This is a genomic window from Caulobacter sp. CCG-8 (genome assembly GCF_037402475.1).
Lineage (GTDB): Bacteria > Pseudomonadota > Alphaproteobacteria > Caulobacterales > Caulobacteraceae > Caulobacter.
The window spans coordinates 34,501-54,722 of record NZ_JBBEUD010000004.1 but is presented as its reverse complement, the minus strand read 5'-3'; the positions used below and the strand labels follow the sequence as shown (position 1 = coordinate 54,722).

General features: G+C 67.8%; 13 protein-coding genes and 1 pseudogene. 6 read left to right on the top strand and 8 right to left on the bottom strand.

Features of this window, described 5'->3' with window-relative positions; all coding sequences use genetic code 11:
• Positions 1 to 119: 119 nt before the first annotated feature.
• Entirely contained in the window at positions 120 to 860 is a 741-nt protein-coding gene (locus WAE60_RS04605) for a DUF1353 domain-containing protein (protein ID WP_337685219.1), read from the bottom strand.
• Positions 861 to 1,019: 159 nt separating this feature from the next.
• On the opposite strand from WAE60_RS04605, the gene WAE60_RS04600 reads away from it, so the two are divergent.
• Positions 1,020 to 1,628: a thioredoxin family protein gene (locus tag WAE60_RS04600; RefSeq protein WP_029909026.1), complete on the top strand. Its 609-nt coding sequence runs from the start codon at positions 1,020 to 1,022 to the stop codon at positions 1,626 to 1,628.
• 145 nt (positions 1,629 to 1,773) lie between these two features.
• On the opposite strand, the gene WAE60_RS04595 is transcribed toward WAE60_RS04600, so the two are convergent.
• Positions 1,774 to 2,265 carry a hypothetical protein gene (locus WAE60_RS04595; protein WP_337685218.1) on the bottom strand — a complete coding sequence of 164 codons (492 nt, stop codon included), beginning with the start codon at positions 2,263 to 2,265 and terminating at the stop codon, positions 1,774 to 1,776.
• A 120-nt stretch (positions 2,266 to 2,385) separates the two neighbouring features.
• On the opposite strand from WAE60_RS04595, the gene pgi reads away from it, so the two are divergent.
• Positions 2,386 to 4,005: a glucose-6-phosphate isomerase gene (gene pgi / locus WAE60_RS04590; RefSeq protein ID WP_337685217.1), complete on the top strand. Its 1,620-nt coding sequence runs from the start codon at positions 2,386 to 2,388 to the stop codon at positions 4,003 to 4,005.
• Positions 4,006 to 4,159: 154 nt separating this feature from the next.
• Here pgi and WAE60_RS04585 read toward each other — a convergent pair whose 3' ends face one another.
• Positions 4,160 to 5,653: a M56 family metallopeptidase gene (locus tag WAE60_RS04585; RefSeq protein ID WP_337685216.1), complete on the bottom strand. Its 1,494-nt coding sequence runs from the start codon at positions 5,651 to 5,653 to the stop codon at positions 4,160 to 4,162.
• Positions 5,646 to 6,014 carry a BlaI/MecI/CopY family transcriptional regulator gene (locus tag WAE60_RS04580; RefSeq protein WP_337685215.1) on the bottom strand — a complete coding sequence of 123 codons (369 nt, stop codon included), beginning with the start codon at positions 6,012 to 6,014 and terminating at the stop codon, positions 5,646 to 5,648. Before WAE60_RS04580 ends, WAE60_RS04585 begins: the two co-directional genes overlap by 8 nt.
• 107 nt (positions 6,015 to 6,121) lie before the next feature.
• Between WAE60_RS04580 and WAE60_RS04575 the strand changes: the two genes are divergently transcribed.
• Entirely contained in the window at positions 6,122 to 8,284 is a 2,163-nt protein-coding gene (locus tag WAE60_RS04575; protein ID WP_337685214.1) for a TonB-dependent receptor, read from the top strand.
• A 149-nt stretch (positions 8,285 to 8,433) separates the two neighbouring features.
• Here WAE60_RS04575 and WAE60_RS04570 read toward each other — a convergent pair whose 3' ends face one another.
• From WAE60_RS04570 to WAE60_RS04560, 3 genes are all read right to left on the bottom strand, one after another.
• The gene (locus tag WAE60_RS04570; protein ID WP_337685213.1) at positions 8,434 to 10,527 is read right to left on the bottom strand and encodes a TonB-dependent receptor; all 2,094 of its coding nucleotides are present in this window, start codon (positions 10,525 to 10,527) and stop codon (positions 8,434 to 8,436) included.
• Positions 10,528 to 10,752: 225 nt separating this feature from the next.
• Positions 10,753 to 10,971 (bottom strand): hypothetical protein, encoded by a 219-nt coding sequence (locus WAE60_RS04565; protein ID WP_337685212.1) that lies wholly within the window; start codon positions 10,969 to 10,971, stop codon positions 10,753 to 10,755.
• Positions 10,972 to 11,620: 649 nt separating this feature from the next.
• A complete protein-coding gene (locus tag WAE60_RS04560; protein WP_337685211.1) occupies positions 11,621 to 13,546 on the bottom strand; it encodes an AAA family ATPase in 1,926 nt (641 codons plus the stop codon).
• 458 nt (positions 13,547 to 14,004) lie between these two features.
• On the opposite strand from WAE60_RS04560, the gene hisS reads away from it, so the two are divergent.
• From hisS to hisG, 3 genes and pseudogenes are all read left to right on the top strand, one after another.
• Complete coding sequence (gene hisS, locus WAE60_RS04555; RefSeq protein WP_337685210.1) at positions 14,005 to 15,483, top strand: histidine--tRNA ligase; 1,479 nt, start codon at positions 14,005 to 14,007, stop codon at positions 15,481 to 15,483.
• Positions 15,467 to 16,629, top strand: a pseudogene (locus WAE60_RS04550) (ATP phosphoribosyltransferase regulatory subunit); the annotation flags it as partial. The gene hisS and the pseudogene WAE60_RS04550, both read left to right, overlap by 17 nt.
• The gene (gene hisG, locus WAE60_RS04545; protein ID WP_337685209.1) at positions 16,626 to 17,579 is read left to right on the top strand and encodes an ATP phosphoribosyltransferase; all 954 of its coding nucleotides are present in this window, start codon (positions 16,626 to 16,628) and stop codon (positions 17,577 to 17,579) included. The pseudogene WAE60_RS04550 and the gene hisG, both read left to right, overlap by 4 nt.
• Before the next feature lie 469 nt (positions 17,580 to 18,048).
• Here the strand turns inward: hisG and WAE60_RS04540 are convergent, their stop codons facing one another.
• Entirely contained in the window at positions 18,049 to 20,175 is a 2,127-nt protein-coding gene (locus WAE60_RS04540; protein ID WP_337685208.1) for a M13 family metallopeptidase, read from the bottom strand.
• Positions 20,176 to 20,222: the final 47 nt, after the last annotated feature.

The window sequence follows — 20,222 nt, the reverse complement described above, 5'->3', positions numbered from 1 at the left end:
GTCGTCTTCCCCGGAGGGGGAAGAGCCCTGCCGCCGCCGCCGCGCGAGTGGCTCCGCCCCCTAAGGGGGCGGACAGGCGGCGAAGCCGCCAGGTGGGGGCAAGTAGGTGAGCCTCGATCCTACTTCTTCTTATCGCCCTTGCCGCCGAACGGCAGGCGTTCCTTCACCTGGTCCAGCGGCGTGCGGGTCACCGTCACGGGCGGCGGCGGGGCCGTCACCTGGACCGGCAGGGGATAGGCCCGCCAGCCCGACTGGATCAGGGCGCCGAAGCCCTGGCAGCGCGGCATGACGCGCACGGCCCCGGTCCTGGGCTTGGCGAACGGCGCGGGCTGGAACAGGTCCTGGCGCTTGGGATCGGTGAACCGCCAGTCCGTGGGCAGGCCGTAGCCCTTCTCGCCGCCGATCCGCACGGCCTTGTAGGCGATGTTGGCCTGGAACGGCGGCACGCCGTACTTCAGCATCGCCCGCAGGAAGATGTCGTCGGCCTCCTGCCGCTTGCCCGGCTCGCCGATCGTGTAGAGCCAGTCATGGACGATGGCCGCCCGCGCCGTCGGCCCCTGCGGGTCGACGAAGCCCTGGCCGTACCAGGGCACGCTGGCGAAGTCGGTGACGTACCAGCGCGGCACCACGATCACCTTGCCGGTCTCGACGTCGCAATAGGGGAACTCGGCGTCCAGGGTGAACAGCTTGCGGCCGTCCTTGGTCTGGTTGAACAGCATCACCGGCTGCGGCGTCAGCGAGCTGGGCGGGGTGGGCGCCACGACCGGCACGAAGACCGTGGTCTTGGTCTCGGTGGCGCAGCCGGCCAAGGCCAGGCCGAGGGTGACGAGAACGGCGGAGATCTTGGACTTCGGCGGCATGGTCGGTCTTCTGGACAACGAGCTTCGCCTTATCAAGCGTCGATGGCGAAGGTGCGGCGATGAGCCGTGCAGGCGGCGTGGAGTTTTTGCGAGTCTTTCGCGGAACGGGGTTTTGTGGAATCCTCCGCCCCGGAGGGGTTTCATCCTGGGAGAAACGCCATGCCGATCACCCGCCGTCTCGTCGCCGCCGGCCTGCCCGCGCTGATGCTGGCGATCCCGTCCCTGGCCCACGCCAAGGCCGCCCCCGCCTTCACCGCCGTCGACGTGGACGGCAAGACCCGCTCACTGTCCGAGTTCAAGGGCAAGGTCGTGGTGCTGGAGTGGGTCAACGAGGGCTGCCCCTACGTCCGCAAGCACTACTCCGGCAACATGCAGGGCCTGCAGCAGGCGGCCACGGCCGACGGCGTGGTCTGGCTGACCATCGCCTCGTCGGCGCCGGGCAAGCAGGGCTATTTCCCCGACGGCGCGGCCGCCAGGACCTGGATGAACGCCAAGGGCGCCAAGCCGACCACCCTGCTGCTGGACCCGCAGGGGACGGTGGCGACGGCCTACAAGGCCAAGACCACACCGCACATGTTCGTCATCGATCGCGACGGCCAGATCGTCTACGAGGGCGCGATCGACGATACGCCCAGCGCCAAGGTCGAGGACCTGAAGACGGCCAAGAACTACGTCGCCGCGGCGCTCAACGACGTGAAGGCGGGGCGCAAGGTGGCGGTGGCCTACAGCCAGCCGTACGGGTGCTCGGTGAAGTACAAGGACGCTTAGGTTTCCCATAGACCCGCTCATCCCGGCGAATGCCGGGACCCAGATGGAATAGCGGAGTGGTGGGTTCCTTGCGCTGTGAGCCCATCCCGTCAGACCCCACGCCTTGGGATCTGGGTCCCGGCATTTGCCGGGATGAGCGGGTTCTTTAAGCCGCCGGCTGCGGCGGGGCGGTGATCACCTCGACGTTGTCGTTCAGCAGATAGACCATGTCGCGCAGGGCCAGGTCCTGGTCCTTGACGGTCTTGGCCTCGGTCACCGCCTTCAGCTTCTCGGGCAGGTCCTGGCTGATGCCGCGCAGGATGCACTTGAGGTCGTCGACCGCGCCGCGCTCCTTCAGGGTGACGTGGCCTTTCATGTCCAGGTCCGACAGCTCGCCGATCTTCACCCCGAACCTGTCCCAGCCCTTCAGGGCGGCGGCGACGGCGGCGGGGTCCTTGGGCAGGGCGGCGCGGTAGGCCTCGGTCTGGGCCTTCAGCTTCCTGGCCCGGCCGACGATGTCGACGAACAGCGGCTCGCCAGCCACTGAAGCTGGGGGCTGGCCTTGTTGGACGACAGCCGGGGCGGCGTTTGCCTGTGCGTCCGGACTGAACGAAGCGAACAACAGCATGGCCGAAAAGGCGACGGCGTCACACGACATGGGGACCTCCCGCAAAAAACGTCATTGGTCTGCCATGACGTGGCGGCAGGGGTTTGCTAAGCCCGCCCGGGTAAACGCCGATTTACCAAACCGCATCGACTCAGTGTGAAGGAACGCCGCATGGCCGATCTCGACGCCGCCTGGAACCGCCTGGAAGCCGCCGCCAAGGCCGCCGGCGAAAAGCGCATCGTCGAGTTCTTCGAGGCCGAGCCCCGGCGTCTCGAAACCCTGACCCTGGACGTCGCCGGCCTGCACGTCGACCTGTCCAAGCAGGCCTGGGACGAGGCCGGCCTCGAGGCCGCGCTCGACCTGGCCCACGCGGCCGACGTCGAGGGCGCCCGGGCCGCGATGTTCGGCGGCGAGGCGATCAATTCGTCCGAGGGCCGCGCGGTCCTGCACACCGCCCTGCGCGCCAAGGCCGACGCCGACGTGAAAGCCGGCGGCGTCCCGGTCATGGCCGAGGTCGAGGCCGTCCGCGGCCGGATGAAGGCCTTCGCCGAGGCCGTCCGCTCGGGCGCGATCAAGGGCGCCACCGGCAAGCCGTTCAAGGCCATCCTGCACATCGGCATCGGCGGCTCGGACCTGGGTCCCCGCCTGCTGTGGGACGCCCTGCGGCCGGTGAAGCCGTCGATCGACCTGCGCTTTGTGGCCAATGTGGACGGCGCCGAGTTCGCCCTGACCACGGCCGACATGGACCCTGAAGAGACCCTGGTCATCGTCGTCTCCAAGACCTTCACCACCCAGGAGACCCTGGCCAACGCCGGCGCCGCCCGCGCCTGGCTGGCCGCGGCCCTGGGCGAGACCGGCGCCAACCAGCACCTGGCCGCCATCTCCACGGCGCTGGACAAGACGGCTGCTTTTGGGGTGGCCGACGACCGCGTGTTCGGCTTCTGGGACTGGGTGGGCGGCCGCTATTCGCTGTGGTCGTCGGTCAGCCTGTCGGTGGCCGTGGCCTGCGGCTGGGACGTGTTCCAGGGCTTCCTGGACGGCGCGGCGGCCATGGACGAGCACTTCCGCACCGCCTCGCTGGAGGTCAACGCCCCGGTGCTGATCGCCCTGGCCCAGATCTTCAACCGCAACGGCCTGGACCGCCGGGCCCGCTCGGTCGTGCCCTATTCGCACCGCCTGCGCCGCCTGGCCTCGTTCCTCCAGCAGCTGGAGATGGAGAGCAACGGCAAGTCGGTCGGTCCGGACGGCAAGCCGGTCAAGCGCGGCACCGCCACGGTGGTGTTCGGCGACGAGGGCACCAACGTCCAGCACGCCTACTTCCAGTGCATGCACCAGGGGACCGACATCACCCCGATGGAGCTGATCGGCGTGGCAAAGTCCGACGAGGGCCCGGCCGGCATGCACGAGAAGCTGCTGTCCAACCTGCTGGCCCAGGCCGAGGCCTTCATGGTGGGCCGGACCACGCAGGACGTCGTCGCCGAGCTGACCGCCAAGGGCGTCTCCCAGGCCGAGATCGCGACCCTGGCCCCGCAGCGCACCTTCGCCGGCAACCGGCCCTCGACCCTGGTGCTGATGGACCGCCTGACGCCCCAGGCGTTCGGCGCCCTGATCGCCCTCTATGAGCACAAGACCTTCGTCGAGGGCGTGATCTGGGGCATCAACAGCTTCGACCAGTGGGGCGTGGAGCTGGGCAAGGTGATGGCCGGCCGCATCCTGCCGGAGCTGGAGAGCGGGGCCGTGGGGAGCCACGATCCGTCGACGACGGCGCTGATCTCGCGGCTGAAGAAGTAGGGATCAGTCCCTACTCGATCCGCTCATCCCGGCGAATGCCGGGACCCAGATCCTAAAACGGGGTGGCTGATTGGAAGAGCTCGGCGCTCTTGGCGTCAGCCTCACCGCCATTCCATCTGGGTCCCGGCATTCGCCGGGATGAGCGGGTTGGAAGTCACCCCCAACCCGCGTCCCCGTGCTCGATCATCCGGCGGCCTTCCTCGACCTCCTCCGGCGTCTCGGGGCGGACGGTGGCGGTGACGACCATGGCCTGGCCGGTCGGCATGCGGACGATACCCGTCTGGCCAGGCAGGAGATCGATCGAGCCGGTCAGTTCCGGCCGGAAGGCCCGGCCCAGGCTGACCGTGACCCGCAGGCGCTCGCCTTCCTGGACCACGCTGGTGAACACCGAATAGCGGCTGCCGCCCCGCTCGTAGGCGCCCTTGCGATAGAGCCGCTGCGAGCCGAAGGCGGTGAAGTCCGACCACAGCGCGATCCCGTCCGGCGCCAGGCCGCTGGCCACGACCCGCACCGCCGAGCCGGGCTGGACCAGCGAGCGGTCGGCCACCGCCTGGATGATGCGCGCCGGGCGCTGAAGGCCCGGCGGGCGGATCGGCTCGAGGGTCGGCGCGGCGGCCGCGACCAGGGGTTCGGCGGTCGCCTTCGCCTCGGTCCGGGCCGCCGGTCCGCGCGGCTTGGCGGGCCGGGCGGGCGGCGACGGCGCGCGCGGAGCCGACGGCGAATAGGCCGCGCGCTGGATCGCCGCGCCTTCCGGGGCGGACGCCGCCGGGGTCTCGTAGACCAGGGCCAGCCGGGCCGGACGCGCGGCCCAGGCGCCCACGGCGCCGGCCAGGGCCAGGGTCACTGTCAGGCCGGCCCCCGCCAGGCGTCGGGCGCGGCTGGGCGCGGGGCGGGTCAGCAGCCGCACGCGCTCGGCCAGGGGGTGGCTGGACAAGTGGCAGCCCAGCGGTATGGGGCGAGCGGCCAGCTGGGTCTTCAGCATGGCCTGGGCGTAGGCCTTGCGGGCCTTGGGATGAGCGGCGACAACCCGGGCGTCGCAGGCCAGCTCCTGGTCGATCTTCAGCCAGTGCGACATGGCGTGGGCCGCCGGATTGAACCAGTTCACGCAGGTCAGCAGGGCCAGGCCGGCGTTGATCGCCGGGTCGCCGCGCTCCAGGTGGACCTGCTCGTGGGCCAGCACGACCTCGCGCTCGGCCGGAGTGTAGCGCTGGGCGAAGTCCGCCGGGGTCACGACGCGCGGCCGCAGCAGGCCGACCACGGCGGGCCCGGCCCGTCCGGCCCGAGCCGCGCGGGCGAACCGCAGCTGGCGCCAGGTCTGCCAGGCCAGGCAGGCGGCCACGCCGGCCAGCCACAGCCCGACCAGCCACGGCAGGGCGTCGAACGGCGCGGCGCCGGGAACCGTTCCCGCCGAGGGAAGCGCCGTCTCCGTGGCCTCCATCGCGGCGGCGGCCAGGCGCACCGTCACCACCCGCGCCGGAACCAGCATGGCCAGGACGGCCAGCGGCGGCAGGATCCACAGGCCGTAGGCGATCCGCGCGCCGAACAGCCGCCGGACGGGCAGGCGCAGGACCATCACCCCGGCCACCGCGACGGCCAGGGCCAGGTTGGCGCGCAGCAGGATCTCTCCGAGCTCCGGCAGGTCAGCCATCGTCCTCGATCTCCGCGATCAGGTCCTTCAGCAGCTGGACGTCCTTGGCCGTCAGCGCCTGGTGCTGGGCGAAATGGGCGACCAGCGGGGCCACCTCGCCGCCGAACAGCCGGTCGACCAGGCCCTGGCTTTCGGACTGCACATAGTCGTCGCGCGTGATCAGGGGGCGATAGAGATAGCCGCCCGCCTCGCGCGACCCGGCGATGGCGCCCTTGCGCAGCAGGCGGGTGATCAGGGTCTTGACCGTGCCCGGCGCCCAGTCGTGGGCCTCGCCCACCTCCGCCACCACGCCGTCCGGCGTCAGCGGTCCGCATCGCCACAGCGCTTCCATCACCTGGCTCTCCGCGCCCGAAATCCGCACGTGCCGCCTCCATTACCGAAAGTACATTTGTATTCTGATCGAAAGTACAGCTGTATCATAAGCCATTCCGCCGCGCCCGCCAGCGGCTTTCCCAGGGGGATCTTCACGTGCATATCGGCCTCGTCTGGGCGGCGCTCGCCGCCGCTCAAGCCGCTCCGGCGGCGACTCCCGCGTCCACGCCCGTCGCGGCGCCGCCGAAGCCCGCCGAGGCGGCGACGGGCGTCAGCGCCGTGGAAGTCAAGGCCGACGCGCCCCAGGTCCGCACCTCGATCGACCGGCGCAGCTACAGCGTCTCCAGCGATCTCTCCAGCCAGGCCGGCACGGTGGCCGACGCCCTGCGCAACATCCCGTCGGTCGAGGTCGATCTGCAGGGCAATGTCAGCCTGCGCGGCGACTCGTCGGTGACCATCCTGATCGACGGCAAGCCCTCGAGCCTGTTCCAGGGCGAAGGGCGCGGCCAGGCGCTGCAGCAGATGTCCGCCGACCGCGTCGACCGGGTCGAGGTCAGCACCAACCCCTCGGCCGAGTTCCGGGGCGACGGCACCGGCGGGGTCATCAACCTGATCACCAAGAAGGCCAAGGGGGCCGGCCGCACCAGCGGGCTGCGCCTGACCACCGGCGATTCCGGACGCGGCGGGATCAGCGGCAATGTCGGCTACAACGGCGGCAAGCTGTCGGCCTCGGGCGACCTGGGCTATCGCCGCGACGCCACCGACCAAGTCGAATACGAGCATCGCCGGCAGGCCGATCTCGACAGCGAGACGCGCGGGACGAGCCAGCTCGACTTCGAGAGCGTCACCGGCCAGGGCTCGGTCGATTACGATCTGACCGACAAACTGCGGCTGGGCGGCGAGGCGCGGCTGTCGCGCTTCGACCTGGCGGTCGACACCCGGTCCAGCACGGACCGCCAGGACGGCGCCGGCGATCCGACCCAGGCCTATGACCGCGACCTGACCGTCCGCCAGCGGCGCGACAACGCCTCGGTCAGCGGCAACCTGCGCCGCAAGTTCGACGGCGACGGCCACGAGCTGACCCTGAAGCTCAGCTATGACGTCACGGACGACAACCGGGTCCGGACCGGCCATACCGTCAACACCTTGCCGGCGGCCTCCAGCGCCTTCGACCAGCAGCGCCTGGGCTACGACGTCCGCCAGACCGACCTGAAGGGCGACTATGTCCGGCCGGTGGGCGAGGGGCGGACGCTGAAGCTGGGGTTCGACCTGCAGTTCGATGACAACGGCTACACCAACCGGGGCTTCCGGGGCGCGGCCCTCGACGCGCTGGTCCCCGACCCGCTGCTGACCAGCATCTTCCTGTACGAGCAGACCCTGAGCCAGGCCTACGCTACCTACGAGCGGCCGGTGGGCGCGCTGACGGTGCTGGCCGGCCTGCGCTACGAGAAGTCCCAGCTGGACCTGGCCACGCCCGACCGCCGGGACGAGAACGATACGGCCGACTGGCTGCCCAGCCTGCACCTGTCCTACCCGCTGGGCGAGCGCCAGAAGCTGACCGCCAGCTACAGCGAACGCCTGCAGCGCCCCGGCCCGTTCGACCTGAGCCCCGTCCCGTTCATGCTGGACCCGCTCAACTACCGGATCGGAAATCCGAACCTCAAGCCCCAGGAGACGCGATCGTTCGAGCTGGGCTGGCAGTACCGCAAGGCCCCGCTGCTGGCCATGGCCACCCTGTACTACCGCCTGAACGACAAGGTGATGAGCGACGTGGTCGCCGATGTCGGCGGCGGGGTGTTCGTCACCACCAAGGCCAATGTCGCCCAGAGCCGCAACGGCGGGCTGGAGCTGGTGCTGAACGGCAAGCTCTCCAAGACCCTGACCTACAATCTCAGCTCCAACCTGTTCTGGTCCGAGATCGACGCGGCCAATCTGGGTTTCGCCGACAAGCGCTCGATGACCGCCGCCTCGGGCCGGGCCAGCCTCAGCTGGCAGGCCACGGCCAAGGACCTGCTGCAGGTCAACGGCTTCGTCAACGGCAAGCGCCTGACCGCCCAGGGCTACACGATGTCCTCGACCGGCATCGACCTGGGCTATCGCCGCAAGATCGACGATCGCCTGTCGCTGGTGGTCACGGTCCAGGACGTCCTGGGCCTCTACCGCAACAAGGAGGTGATCGACACGCCGGCCCTGAAGAGCCTGGTGGTCCGCGACGTCGACGCCCGGATGCTCCGCGTCAGCCTGGCCTGGACCTTCGGGGCCGGCAAGCGCAAGGACGCCGCCTTCGACTTCCAGGGGCCGGGCGGGCCGCCCCAGTAGCGTCCATCCGTTGTCATCCCGGCCGTAGCGAAGCGAAGAGCCGGGACCCAGGGGCCGGTGCGGTGCGGCGGCCCCTGGGTCCCGGACAGCCTCTTCGAGGCTTCCGGGATGACAACTTGAGATGAGGCGCTCCAATCAGGTCCAGGCGGCTAGAACGTCTTCCGCAGCTTCAGGGTCACGAAGGTGTTCGGATTGATGTCGCGCTCCTCGGTGAAGGCCACCGGCCGCGGCGGGGCGCGGTCGGCATAGACCGTGCGGCGGATCACGAAGTCGTCCCAGATGTTCAGCTGGGCGCGCAGCGACAGGGTCGGGGTGGGCTTGTACTCGACGAAGCCCTCCAGATAGCCCGCCCCGCGCCAGCCGCTGGTCTGGTCCGGATCGAAGGTCTCCAGGCCCAGCTTCGGCAGCCAGTTGATCCCCCACTGGGTCTTCCAGGCGGTGATGTCCTGCTGGAAGCCGATATTGGCCTGGGTCGGGCGCACGTCCGAGATCGGGCGGTCCTGGTGGGTGGTCGGGTCGGTGACGTGGGTCTCGTTCCAGTCGTTCTTGAAGGTGAACCGGCCGCCCTTGATCCCCCACTTGTCGGTGGGCACCACGATGTTGACCGACAGCTTGTCCAGCGTGCCGTTGCCGATGTTGCCCGTCGCCGACAGCCCGCCGTCCAGCGGCAGGCGGTCGATCACGTCGATGATCTCGTCGTGGCGGTAGCCGATCGAGACGATGCCCTCGCCCCAGAACCGCCGCTCGAAGGTCACTTCCGAGATCCAGCGCTGCTCGGGCTTGAGGTCCACATTGCCGCCGTGCACGTTGCCGTCGTCGAAGTCGGACGAGGCCACGAAGTCGCCGAAGTCCAGCTGGCCCAGCTCGCGCTCGAAGCGGAACCTTACCTGGTGGTTTGCCTTGGGCGTCCAGGTCACCTGGAAGCGCGGCTTGGGATAGAAGAAGCTCTCCTTGGCCGAGGCGTCGCCCGACTGCTTGATCGTCGAGGTCTCCAGCCGCAGCCCGCCCTCCAGGGTCAGGCGCGGGCTCACCCGCCAGGCGCCCTTGACGAAGGCCTCGCCGCGCAGCTCCTCCACCTTGACCGAGGCGCTGGGCAGATCGATCGCCACCCCGCCCTCGCTGTAGGCCTGCTGGGTGTCGAGCATGTTGTAGGCCACCTCGCCGCCGGCCTCGATGGTCAGGGCCGCGCTGCGCTCGTGGCGCACCAGGGCGCGGACGATCGATTCCGAGGAGTCGCCCTTGGCCGTGAACCGGGCGTCGGGCTCGGCCACGCCGCCGGCCGCGCCGCTGCCGGTCGCCACCTCGTCGAAGCTCTCGAACTGGTGGATCAGCCGGGTCTCCAGCGTCCACTTCGGCGCCAGCGGGCGGATGTAGGTCAGGCCCAGCTCGCCCGACTTGGTGTCCTCGGCGTAGTCGCTGTACGAGCGGTCCGGGCCGCCGGTCACCCCGATCTCCTGCCACTCCTGCCAGTCGTGGATGCCGTACTGGGCCGTGGCCTCCAGCTTGCCGCCGGCCACCGGGCCCGAATAGTTCAGGCGGATCGAGTCGCCGCCGCCCCAACCGTCGTTGGCGAACGGCAGGTCGGAGGTCACCTTCCCCGTCGCGTCGCGGACGATGTCGCGGCCCGAGCCGTTGGAGTCGCTGGTGCTCGTGCCGTCGCTCAGCAGCACGCTCCAGCTGCGCTCGCCGTTCTTGGCGGTGAACTGGTAGCTGCCGCCCTGGACGTCGTGGCCGCCGTCGAACAGATAGGCGTTCCAGGTGACGATCGACTGGCGGCTGGCGGCCGTCTTCAGGATCACGTTCACCACCACCGAATAGCCCTGCATGTCGATGCCGGGCGCGCCGCCGCGGATCAGCTCGATGCGGTCCACCTGGCTGGCGGGCGTGCGCTCCAACACGTCGGTGCCCTGGTCGTTCTTCGAGGCCGGGCGGTTGTTGTTGATCAGGATGTTGCCGACCGAGCCCTCGAAGCCGCGCGTCCCGGCCCCGTCGTCGGGCGAGAAGCCCGGCACCCGCTCGACCATGTCCAGCGCCGTGTTCGGGCGCTGGGCGGCGAAGAAGTCGGGGGTGAAGACCAGCACGCCCTTCTGGGCCGAGTCGTCCAGCGGCGCCGTCGCGGTCGGGCCGGTCGGGATCGGGGCCTGGGCGGCCTGCGGCGCATCAGCGGCGCCAGGGGCGGCATGAGCCGCGCCGGCGGTGAAAAACAGGGCGGCGGCGCTCGCCAGCAGCATGGTCTTGGTCATCGTGTCATCCCCTCAGATGAGGCGATAACTGCCGACCCCGGACATTCATCTCAAGTTACAAGCCGGAAAGGTGCGTTACATCGCCGTCACATTACACGGCGTTCATGTTCGTGGACTGTGAGGCGGCTGTGGATAAATCAGTAAAGACGTCGTTAAGACTTGGATGAACCTGGGGAACACTGAAACGCGGCCGGGGACACGCCCTCGCGGCGTGTCCCCGAAAGCTCAATGACGGCTTTTGCCCGGCTTGCCCGCCGCCTGGGCCGGCGGCCGGGACCGCGCGCGCTCGTGGAGGTGCAGGATCCTCAGCTGGATCTCCCGCCCCAGCGCCTTGCGGCCGGCTTCGATACGAGCCTCGATCTCCGCGTCGGTGAGGCTGTCGAAGTCGCTTTCCGCCCGGAAGGCGGCCAGGTCATCGTTGGCGGGCGGTGTGTACTTGGTCATGGAAGTCTCCGTGAAGGGCTGCTCCGCCCCCTATGGGGGCGGACAGACCGCGAAGCGGTCAGGTGGGGGCAAGCGGGTGCAGGCACGGGTTCTCGATCTCACGCGGAAACCCGCTGAGGCTGGGGAGGCGGCGGAGCATCCGGGCCATGCCCGGTGTGGAGTTTTGGAGTGTACCGTTTCGACAGGGTCTGGACGCTCCGCGCGGCCGTTATCCGGTGAGCCTTCGAGGTGCGGGGTTTTAACCCGCTCCCGAGAGAGGCCCCCGGCGGGCGGAAGGGTGACGAACCCATCCGGACCGCGCGGGCGATTTCAGCCCGCGCCTGCCGCGCCCGCCGATCCTCCGCCGCCCGGGCTTCGTCCTCCGCTTGGGAGGAACCTGCCCGGGACCGCCGCGAAGGCGCCCCGAAGGACCCCGACGACCGCTACCCGCTCGACCGCCCCCGCCACCCGCCAGGTCGCCAGCTGGACGGCCTCCCCGGTGGTGGGGCGAGGGTTAGTATGCGGGCGACGTGGACGCCGAGGATAAGTTCGGGCCGAGATTATTTAGGGCGTTGATTGGGTTGGGGTTTGGGGTGGATCGCCCAGGGATCGACGCGCGTCGATCCCCTTATTAGCGTTTCAGCTAACTGGCACTCGTGAGTAGTGGGGGCTATCCGGCCTTGCTTGCAACTTTTGGCGGCTCGAGTTGAGTGGCTATCCGCAGGACCAAATCTTCTAGTGTCTGCCGCCGCCGGGCGTCCACTAGGCGCGTTGTCGGGTCGGAATGAATTTGGTCTAGCAGCTCGTATGCAAGATCCACTTTGGGTAGTTTGACGGCCGTTGATGCAAAGAACGCAGCTTCGAGGGCGGCCATTCGCTTGTTTGATCCGATTCTCGTAGCATCAATATACTCGGATCCGTTGTGAAATTTATCTATTATTCGATTGACAGCTTTGACTAAAGCTTTTGGATCAATAAAATCTTCAAGCTCTACCGCTGTTCCTGATGAATTTCGTGCTACTAGAATGTTATTTTCGGAGACGCCTTTGCGCTTTAGGTTTGTGGCGATTTCTGATCCTCCTTCATCACCATCCACCAAGTAAACGAGTCCAATCTCGCCCTGTAAAGCGTCGTGAGACATTGTTCGTTCGATGTTTGAGAGCCCGGGGACAAATTGGAAACCGAGGTTGGTTTGATTCAGAACTTCTCGGAAGATCGTCGGATAAAGTAACATGTCTGATGCGCCCTCAACCAATACAGCGCGTCGTGTTGGAAAGAAAGCTAGTGTGCTGGCACCCATTCCATACAATAAAGGGGAGAAGCCGCGAGAATCCCGCCCCCAGAAGCGGTTTACAACTAGACTATTGTCTGTCCCTTCTATGGGGGCGACCATGCGGACGCCGTTACCTAGATCTTCGGGGAGGCATCCAGCGGAGTGGGTGGTATATATTACTTTAGATGAAACATTTTGCTTCGCCAGCATCTGAACAAGGTCAGCCTGTGCGTCATAATGAAGGCGCTGTTCTGCTTCATCAATAAGTAATATGGGATTATTCGCAAGCCTTCGCGTGGCAAACATTTGCAGAGCAACAAATTGTCTTAACCCATCACTTCTTTCGGCGAGGGATGTGTGTTCTTCGTCGTGATTGACGACTTGAATTTCGAGAAAATCATTCTGAATACTGAGATTAACTTCAATTCCAGATTGTCGCCAAACCGAGCTGAATTTCCTTCCTAGGGTTCTGCTGGCTCGGCGCTCAAGGGTGGTTTTCCTCGGGTTATCTCCAGAATCGATTGATTGAAATATTTCCCCCAAATCGAGTTCTGCTACTTCAAGAAGGTTTGATAGAGCAGTCGGTATGTTGTTGCGTAGTTCAGTCAAGGAGTAACTCGACTTAAGGTCGCGAGCTGCTTCATTGAAAAAAAGGAAATCAGGTACACGCGGCGCAAGGGCGTTGACCGCCTGTTGCGAGGGGGATGGTGAGCGCTCAAGAGCTACCAGGTCGGTCCAATCAGAAAGGAAGCCTTCCTCAAACGGGCCGGGATCTATCGCTATTATCGAACTTATGGATGTGTGTAACGTTTGTAGAAGGTCTAATGTCTTGGTGCTGATGTTGGTATCATCGGACTCAAGGGCCTCGATTATTACAGGTATGCCTGCAATAAGTTCAGGTGGTGCCTGGCTTATTGCATTCTGTATGTCTGGTCTTTCCAGGATGTTCCGCAATTTTTTCTGGAAATCGAGGCGATGACGAATGTCACGGGCAGGAGCTGGAGGCTCAAATCCGAACGAGCGCCTTCCATTTTTCTTTTTAGTGAGGATCATCCAGCGCGGACCATCAAGACCGGCGATCTCGAGATCATCTGCGTCGAGAAAAAACCGGCCGATGATGACGCATGCAGAGGGCTCCACGCCGCGAGAAACCTCACGTGCCTCAAATTCTCGATCGTGGCCGAGATGGGCTATAGCTTCTAAAAAGGACGACTTTCCAGCTTCGTTAGGGCCGAGGATGGCCAAAAGCTTGCCGTTCGTTTGAAGGTTGGTCTTCGCCCTGAATCGTTTGAAACCGGTTACGGTTACCGAAAGCAGATCCATGCGCCGCTCCCCCCCTTGTTCCCGCGCCAATTCTTCTATCTTGAGCGGTCTGTCGGCAAGGCCAGAGTTGCATGGTCTGGAGTATGCAGCTCGAAGGATATGGTAACGATCCTCCACTCTAATCGGGGACTGTCCTCTTGGCTCGGCATTGATCGTTGCTCTTCAAAATAGCCCAACGAACGATTTCGCCCCAGGTTCTTGGAGGACGTGGTCCTTATCGTCGCCTCGCTACGCTCCCCCTTCCCCCTTCCGCCCCTATCCGCTACAAGCCCCACCGCAATGACCCGCACGCCGCACCATCACGGCCACCACCACCATCCGACCTCGCCTCGCGGGATCGGCCGGGTCCGTTCGCTCTAAAGCGACCGCCCAGCCCGAGCCCCGCCCAAGGCGGATGGGGCTTTACGCACAAGCGCCATCCGTCGAGACCTTGAAGTTCTAAGGATCCGACGCGCGCCATGACCGACGAGACCAGCGACAACACCTTCCGCCCCGAGGCCCGCAATCCGCGCGGCTTCGCCGACAAGCGCGCCCGCGACCTGCGGGCCGAGCGGGCGATCCTGGAGGCGGTGTCGGCCGTCTATGAGCGCTACGGCTTCGAGGCGCTGGACACCGGGGCGTTCGAATACGCCGACGCCCTGGGCAAGTTCCTGCCCGACAGCGACCGTCCCAACGAGGGCGTGTTCGCCCTGCAGGACGACGACGACCAGTGGATGGCGCTGCGCTACGACCTGACCGCGCCCCTGGCGCGGTTCGCGGCTCAGAACTGGGAGACCCTGCCCAAGCCGTTCCGCCGCTACGCCTTCGGGCCGGTGTGGCGCAACGAGAAGCCGGGGCCGGGGCGGTTCCGCGAGTTCATCCAGTGCGACGCCGACACCGTCGGCTCGGCCCGTCCCGAGGCCGACGCCGAGATCATCGCCATGGCCGTCGAGGGCCTGCAGGCCGCCGGCCTGCCGCGCGGCGCGTCGGTGCTGAAGATCAACAACCGCAAGCTCCTGAACGGCCTGCTGACCGCGGCCGGGGTCGAGACCAACGGCCAGAAGCTGGCCGTGCTGCGCGCGGTCGACAAGCTGGACCGCCTGGGCGTGGAGGGCGTGCGCCTGCTGCTGGGCGAGGGCCGGCTGGACGAGAGCGGCGCCTTCACCAAGGGCGCGGGCTTGGTGGGCAAGGCGGTCGACTCGGTGCTGGACTTCGTCCAGGCCGGGAGCGGCGGCCGGTCGGACACCCTGGCCAAGATCGCCAACGTCATCGGCGGTTCGGCCGAGGGCGACGAGGGGCTGGACGAGCTGGCCAAGATCGACGCGGCCCTAAAGAGCCTGGGCGTGGCCGACGACCAGGCTCATTTCGAGCCTTCGATCGTCCGTGGGCTCGAGTACTATACGGGCGCGGTGTTCGAGGCCGAGCTGCTGCTGTCGACCACGGACGACAAGGGGAACAAGGTCAGCTTCGGCTCGATCGGCGGCGGCGGACGCTATGACGACCTGGTGGCGCGGTTCACCGGCCAGCAGACCCCGGCCACGGGCTTCTCGTTCGGGGTCTCGCGCCTGGCGGCCGCGCTGCGGGCGGCAGGACGCGAACCCGGAGGGGTCGCACGAGGCCCGGTGGTGATCATCGCCTTCGACCAGGCCCACATGGGCGAATATTTCGCCGTGGCCGGCGAGCTGCGCGCGGCGGGCATCCCAGCCGAGGTGTATCTCGGGACCTCGGGCATGCGGCCGCAGATGAAATATGCCGACCGGCGGCTGTCGCCGGCGGCGATCATGCTGGGCGGCGACGAGATCGCCGCCGGCACGGTCACCATCAAGGACCTGGACCTGGGCCGCGAGCTGGCGTCGGGCGTGGCCGACAACGCGGCCTGGAAGGCCGAGCGGCCGGGCCAGCAGACCATCCCGCGCGGCGAGCTGGTCGCGGCGGTCCAGAAGATCATCGGGGGCTAGGTCATGAGGCTCGAGCGTTCCATCCCGGCGGAGGCGCTCGACGCCATCCGCGCACCTTTCCTGTTGGCGAACGCCAGGCCGACCGACGCGCCGGTGCTGCAGCCCCTGGGCCTGCTGCTGGACCTGGCCGGCGAGGCCATGCGCTCGCGGCTGTTCGTGGTGTCGGGAGACGCAGGCGAGGAGGCCTGCCTGCGGCCGGACTTCACCGTGGCCGTGGCGCGCCAGCACCTGGCGGCGGGTGACGGGGCCGGACGGTATTTCTACGAAGGCAAGGCGTTCCGCGTCGCGCCGCGCGGCTCGGACCGGGCCGAGGAGTTCCTGCAGATCGGGATCGAGGCCTTCGAGGCCGGCGATCCCGTGGCCGCCGACGCCGAGATCGCCGCCCTGGCCTGGGCGTCGTCCGTGGCCGGAGGACGGGGCGACCTGACCCTGCTGCTGGGCGACGTCAGTCTGTTCGGGGCCTTCGTCGACAGCCTGGGCCTGACCCCGCCCCTGGGCGCGCGGCTGAAGCGGGCCTTCGCCAAGCCCCGCCAGCTGAAGATCGAGCTGGAGGGCGGATCGTCGGCCCTCGGACAAGCAATGGGCGAAGAGGGAAGCCGGATCGCGGCGCTTCTCGCCGGTCTGCCGGAGGCCGAGGCCTCGGCGGTGCTGCAGGAGCTGTGGAGCCTGGCCGGCATCGAGCCGGTGGGCGGCCGCCGTCCCGCCGAGATCGCCCATCGCCTGGTCGAGCGGGCCCAGGCCGCCAAGGCCGGGTCGCTGTCGGCCGGCGAGGCCGACGCCGTGCGGGCCTTCCTGGCGGTCGGCGACCGTCCGGGCGCGGCCCTGGACGCCATCTCGGCCCTGGGCGGGCGCGAGCGCGCGGCGTTGGACGCGGCCCTGGACGGCTGGCGCAAGCGCCTGGCGGGCCTGGTCGCGCGCGGCGTGCCCGAGGACCGCATGACCCTGGCCGCCGCCTTCGGACGGGCCTTCGGCTATTACGACGGCTTCCTGTTCGAAGTGCGCAGCGCCGCCCTGGACGAAGAACGCCCGGTGGCCGCCGGAGGCCGCTACGACGGCCTGCCGGCCCGGCTGGGGGCCGAGACCAAGACCGGCGCCGTGGGCTGCATGGTGCGCCCGGCGCGAGCCTATGCGGGGGGCGGCGAATGAGCGCTCAAATGATCTTCGCCATCCCGTCAAAAGGCCGGCTGAAGGAGCAGGTCGAGGCCTGGCTGGCCGAGTGCGGCTTCCGGCTGGAGATGTCGGGCGGCTCGCGCGGCTATTCGGCCGAGCTGTCGGGCCTGCCGGGCGTGTCGGTGCGGCTGCTGTCGGCCGGCGACATCGCCGCGGGCCTGGACAGCGGCGAGCTGCACCTGGGCGTCACCGGCGAGGACCTGCTGCGCGAGCGCGGCGACGACATGGACGCCCGGGTCATGCTGCTGCGGGCCCTGGGCTTCGGCCGCGCCGACCTGGTGGTGACCGCCCCCAAGAGCTGGCTGGACGTCGACACCATGGCCGACATCGACGAGGTGGGTCACGCCCATCTCGCCAAGACCGGCCGTCGCCTGCGGGTGGCCACCAAGTACGTCACCCAGACCCGGGCCTTCTTCGCCCGCCACGGCGTGGCCGACTACCGGATCGTCGAGAGCAGCGGCGCCACCGAGGGGGCGCCGGCGGCCGGGGCGGCCGAGCTGGTGGTCGACATCACCACCACGGGGGCGACCCTGGCGGCCAACGGCCTGAAGGTGCTGAGCGACGGGGTGATCCTCAAGAGCCAGGCCCAGCTGACCGCCTCGCTGATCACGCCGTGGACGGCCGACCAGCTGGAGTCGCTGGCCCGGCTGCTGTCGGTGGTCGAGGCCAAGGGCCGGGCGCGCAACATGGCCACCCTGGTGTGGCCGGCCGAGCAGGACGCGGCGGGCCAGGCGGCCGTGGCCCCGTTCGTCGGCCAGGGCGCCCGGCGGGCCAACGGCGCCCTGCTGGCGGCCGCCGACCTGTTCGACGCCGCCGCCGCCCTGGGCGCGGCCGGAGTCGAGCCGGTGACGGTCTCGCGTCCCGACTATGTCTTCGAGTCGCGCTCGGCCGTCCTGGTCAAGCTCCGGGAGACGCTGAATCGGTAAGTTTTGACTGAGTTGTCAAAAATATCGTGGGAGAACGACGGTAAGTTTGACCCGACGGTCCAATCTAACGGTTTTGTGTCAAAAATTTTCGTTTCCCCTTACGGAATCCGGATCGTTGCCGTTGACACCATCTCGGATTTGCCGTTTCTAACCCTTGCAAGGAAGAAACGAGCCCAAAGAGAGCTCCCTTCCTTCGGCGTTTCGGGGAGGAAACGCCCACCTAGATCGAATGATCGAGAAATAGCTGGACCCGTCGCGATTATCCCCCGCGACGGGTTTGGTGTTTCTGGGCCCTGGTTTCGGGTTTCTGACGCAATTGATAAAAACGGCGGCTCCGCATGGCGGGCCGCCGTTTTTGCATTTCCGGGCTGGGGGACTTGCGCGTGTCCCCATCAGCATCAGATCACGCCAGCCGTCCGGCGGCCGTGCGTGGGGTGGGGACACGCCGCGAGGGCATGTCCCCGACGCATCACCAGATCCGGACCCGGTCCTCCGGCGCGACGTACAGCTTGTCGCCCGGCTTGACGTCGAAGGCGCCGTACCAGCCGTCCTGGTTCCGGATGGTGCCGTTGACGCGGTAATAGGCCGGCGAGTGCGGGTCGCTGACCACCTGCTGGCGCAGCGCGTCGTCGCGGATCTTGGCGCGCCAGACCTGGGCCCAGCCCAGATAGACGCGCTGGTCGCCCGTGAAGCCGTCGATCACCGGGGCCGGCTTGCCGCCCAGCGAGGCGTGATAGGCCTGCAGGGCGAAGGCCAGGCCGCCCATGTCGCCGATGTTCTCGCCCATGGTCAGGGCGCCGTTGACCTTGGCGCCGGGCAGGGGCTCGAACGCGCCGTACTGGGCGCCCAGCTTGTCGGCCTGGGCCTTGAACTTGGCGGCGTCCTCGGCGGTCCACCAGTCGCGCAGCACGCCCTTGCCGTCCGACTTGCGGCCCTGGTCGTCGAAGCCGTGGCTGATCTCGTGGCCGATCACCCCGCCGATGCCGCCGTAGTTGACGGCCGGGTCGGCGTCCGGATGGAAGAACGGGGCCTGCAGGATGGCGGCCGGGAAGACGATCTCGTTGTTGACCGAGTTGTAGTAGGCGTTGACCGTCTGCGGGGTCATGCCCCACTCGCTCTTGTCGACCGGCCCGTTCAGGCGCTCGACGTCATGGCGCCACTCGAAGGCGTTGGAGCGGAGTTCGTTGCCGTAGACGTCGTCGGCCTTGATCACCAGCTTGGAATAGTCGCGCCACTTGTCGGGATAGCCGATCTTCACGGTGAAGTTGGCCAGCTTGTCCTCGGCCTGGGCCTTGGTCTCGGGCGACATCCAGTCCAGCGTCTCCAGGCGGGCCTTCAGGACGCCGCGGATGTTGCCGACCAGGTCGATCATCTTGGCCTTGGATTCCGGCGGGAAGTAGCGGGCCACGTAGACGCGGCCGACCGCCTCGCCCAACTCGCCGTTGACCGTCGCGACGCCGCGCTTCCAGCGCGCCTTCAGCTCGGGCTGGCCAGCCAGGGTCTTGTTGCGGAACGCGAAGTTGGCGTCGACGAAGCGCTTGGACAGCAGGGGCGCGGCGCCGTCGGCGACCTTGAACGCCTGCCAGGCCTTCAGGGTGTCCAGCGGGGTGTCGGCGTAGATCTTGGCGAACTTCGGGAAGGCGGTGTTGGTGGTCACCACCACGCGGTCGATGTTGGGCAGCTCGGTCCCGACCAGGTAGCGGTTCCAGGCGAAGCCCGGGGTCAGGGCCTGCAGCTCGGCCGGGGTCATGGGGTTGTAGGTCTTGTCGCGGTCGCGGCGCTCGGCCCGGGTCCACGAGGCCTCGGCCAGCTGGGTCTCGAAGGCGACCACGGCCTTGGCGTTCTCGGCGGGCTTGTCCCAGCCGATCAGGGTCAGCATCTGGGCGACATAGGCCTCGTAGGCGGCCTTCTTCTCGGCGAACTTGGCGTCGAGATAGTAGTCGCGGTCGGGCAGGCTGAGGCCGCCGGTCGAGGCGTAGACGGCGTAGCGCGTCGGGTTCTTGGCGTCGGCGCCGATGCCCAGGTTGAGGATCGCCGAGAAGCCGGTGGTGGCGCTGCGGCCCATCAGGGCGGTGAAGTCGTCCTTGGTCCCGACCTTCCTGATGTCGGCCAGTTCCGGGGCGATCGGCTTGGCGTCCAGCTTCTCGGCCAGGGCCTCGTCCATGAAGGCGGTGTAGGCGGCGCCGATCTTGACCGTGTCGGCGTCGGGGTTCTTGGCCGAGGCGGCCTCGGTGATGATCGCCTTGGTGCGGGCCTCCGACAGCTCCGACAGCTTGTCGAAATTGCCGTAGCGGGTACGGTCGCTGGGGATGGCGGTGTTGGCGTCCCAGGTCCCGTTGGCGAACTTGTAGAAGTCGTCGCCCGGCTTGACCGAGCGGTCCATGCCCGCCGCGTCGAAGCCCCAGGTCCCGTAGCGCGGCGACTCCAGCGACATCGTCGGGGCGCCGGCGGCCGGGGTGTCGGCGGCGACGAACAGCGACTGCACGGTGCAGGCGTCGTCGATGCAGGTGTGGTCGTGGTCCTCACGCGCTTGCGCGCCGAAGGCCGACAGGGACAGCGCGGCCATGGCGGCGGCTGCGAACCAGGTTCGTTTCATGAAAGTCCGTTCCACGGGAAGAAGTGGATCGCAACTTGGCCGTCCCG

Coding starts and splice junctions, on each gene's coding strand:
- hisG (WP_337685209.1), top strand. CDS start 16,626: ATGAGCGCTCAAATGATCTTCGCCATCCCGTCAAAAGGCCGGCTGAAG.
- WAE60_RS04585 (WP_337685216.1), bottom strand. CDS start 5,653: ATGGCTGACCTGCCGGAGCTCGGAGAGATCCTGCTGCGCGCCAACCTG.
- WAE60_RS04595 (WP_337685218.1), bottom strand. CDS start 2,265: ATGTCGTGTGACGCCGTCGCCTTTTCGGCCATGCTGTTGTTCGCTTCG.
- WAE60_RS04600 (WP_029909026.1), top strand. CDS start 1,020: ATGCCGATCACCCGCCGTCTCGTCGCCGCCGGCCTGCCCGCGCTGATG.
- WAE60_RS04560 (WP_337685211.1), bottom strand. CDS start 13,546: ATGGATCTGCTTTCGGTAACCGTAACCGGTTTCAAACGATTCAGGGCG.
- hisS (WP_337685210.1), top strand. CDS start 14,005: ATGACCGACGAGACCAGCGACAACACCTTCCGCCCCGAGGCCCGCAAT.
- WAE60_RS04570 (WP_337685213.1), bottom strand. CDS start 10,527: ATGACCAAGACCATGCTGCTGGCGAGCGCCGCCGCCCTGTTTTTCACC.
- WAE60_RS04565 (WP_337685212.1), bottom strand. CDS start 10,971: ATGACCAAGTACACACCGCCCGCCAACGATGACCTGGCCGCCTTCCGG.
- WAE60_RS04605 (WP_337685219.1), bottom strand. CDS start 860: ATGCCGCCGAAGTCCAAGATCTCCGCCGTTCTCGTCACCCTCGGCCTG.
- WAE60_RS04540 (WP_337685208.1), bottom strand. CDS start 20,175: ATGAAACGAACCTGGTTCGCAGCCGCCGCCATGGCCGCGCTGTCCCTG.
- pgi (WP_337685217.1), top strand. CDS start 2,386: ATGGCCGATCTCGACGCCGCCTGGAACCGCCTGGAAGCCGCCGCCAAG.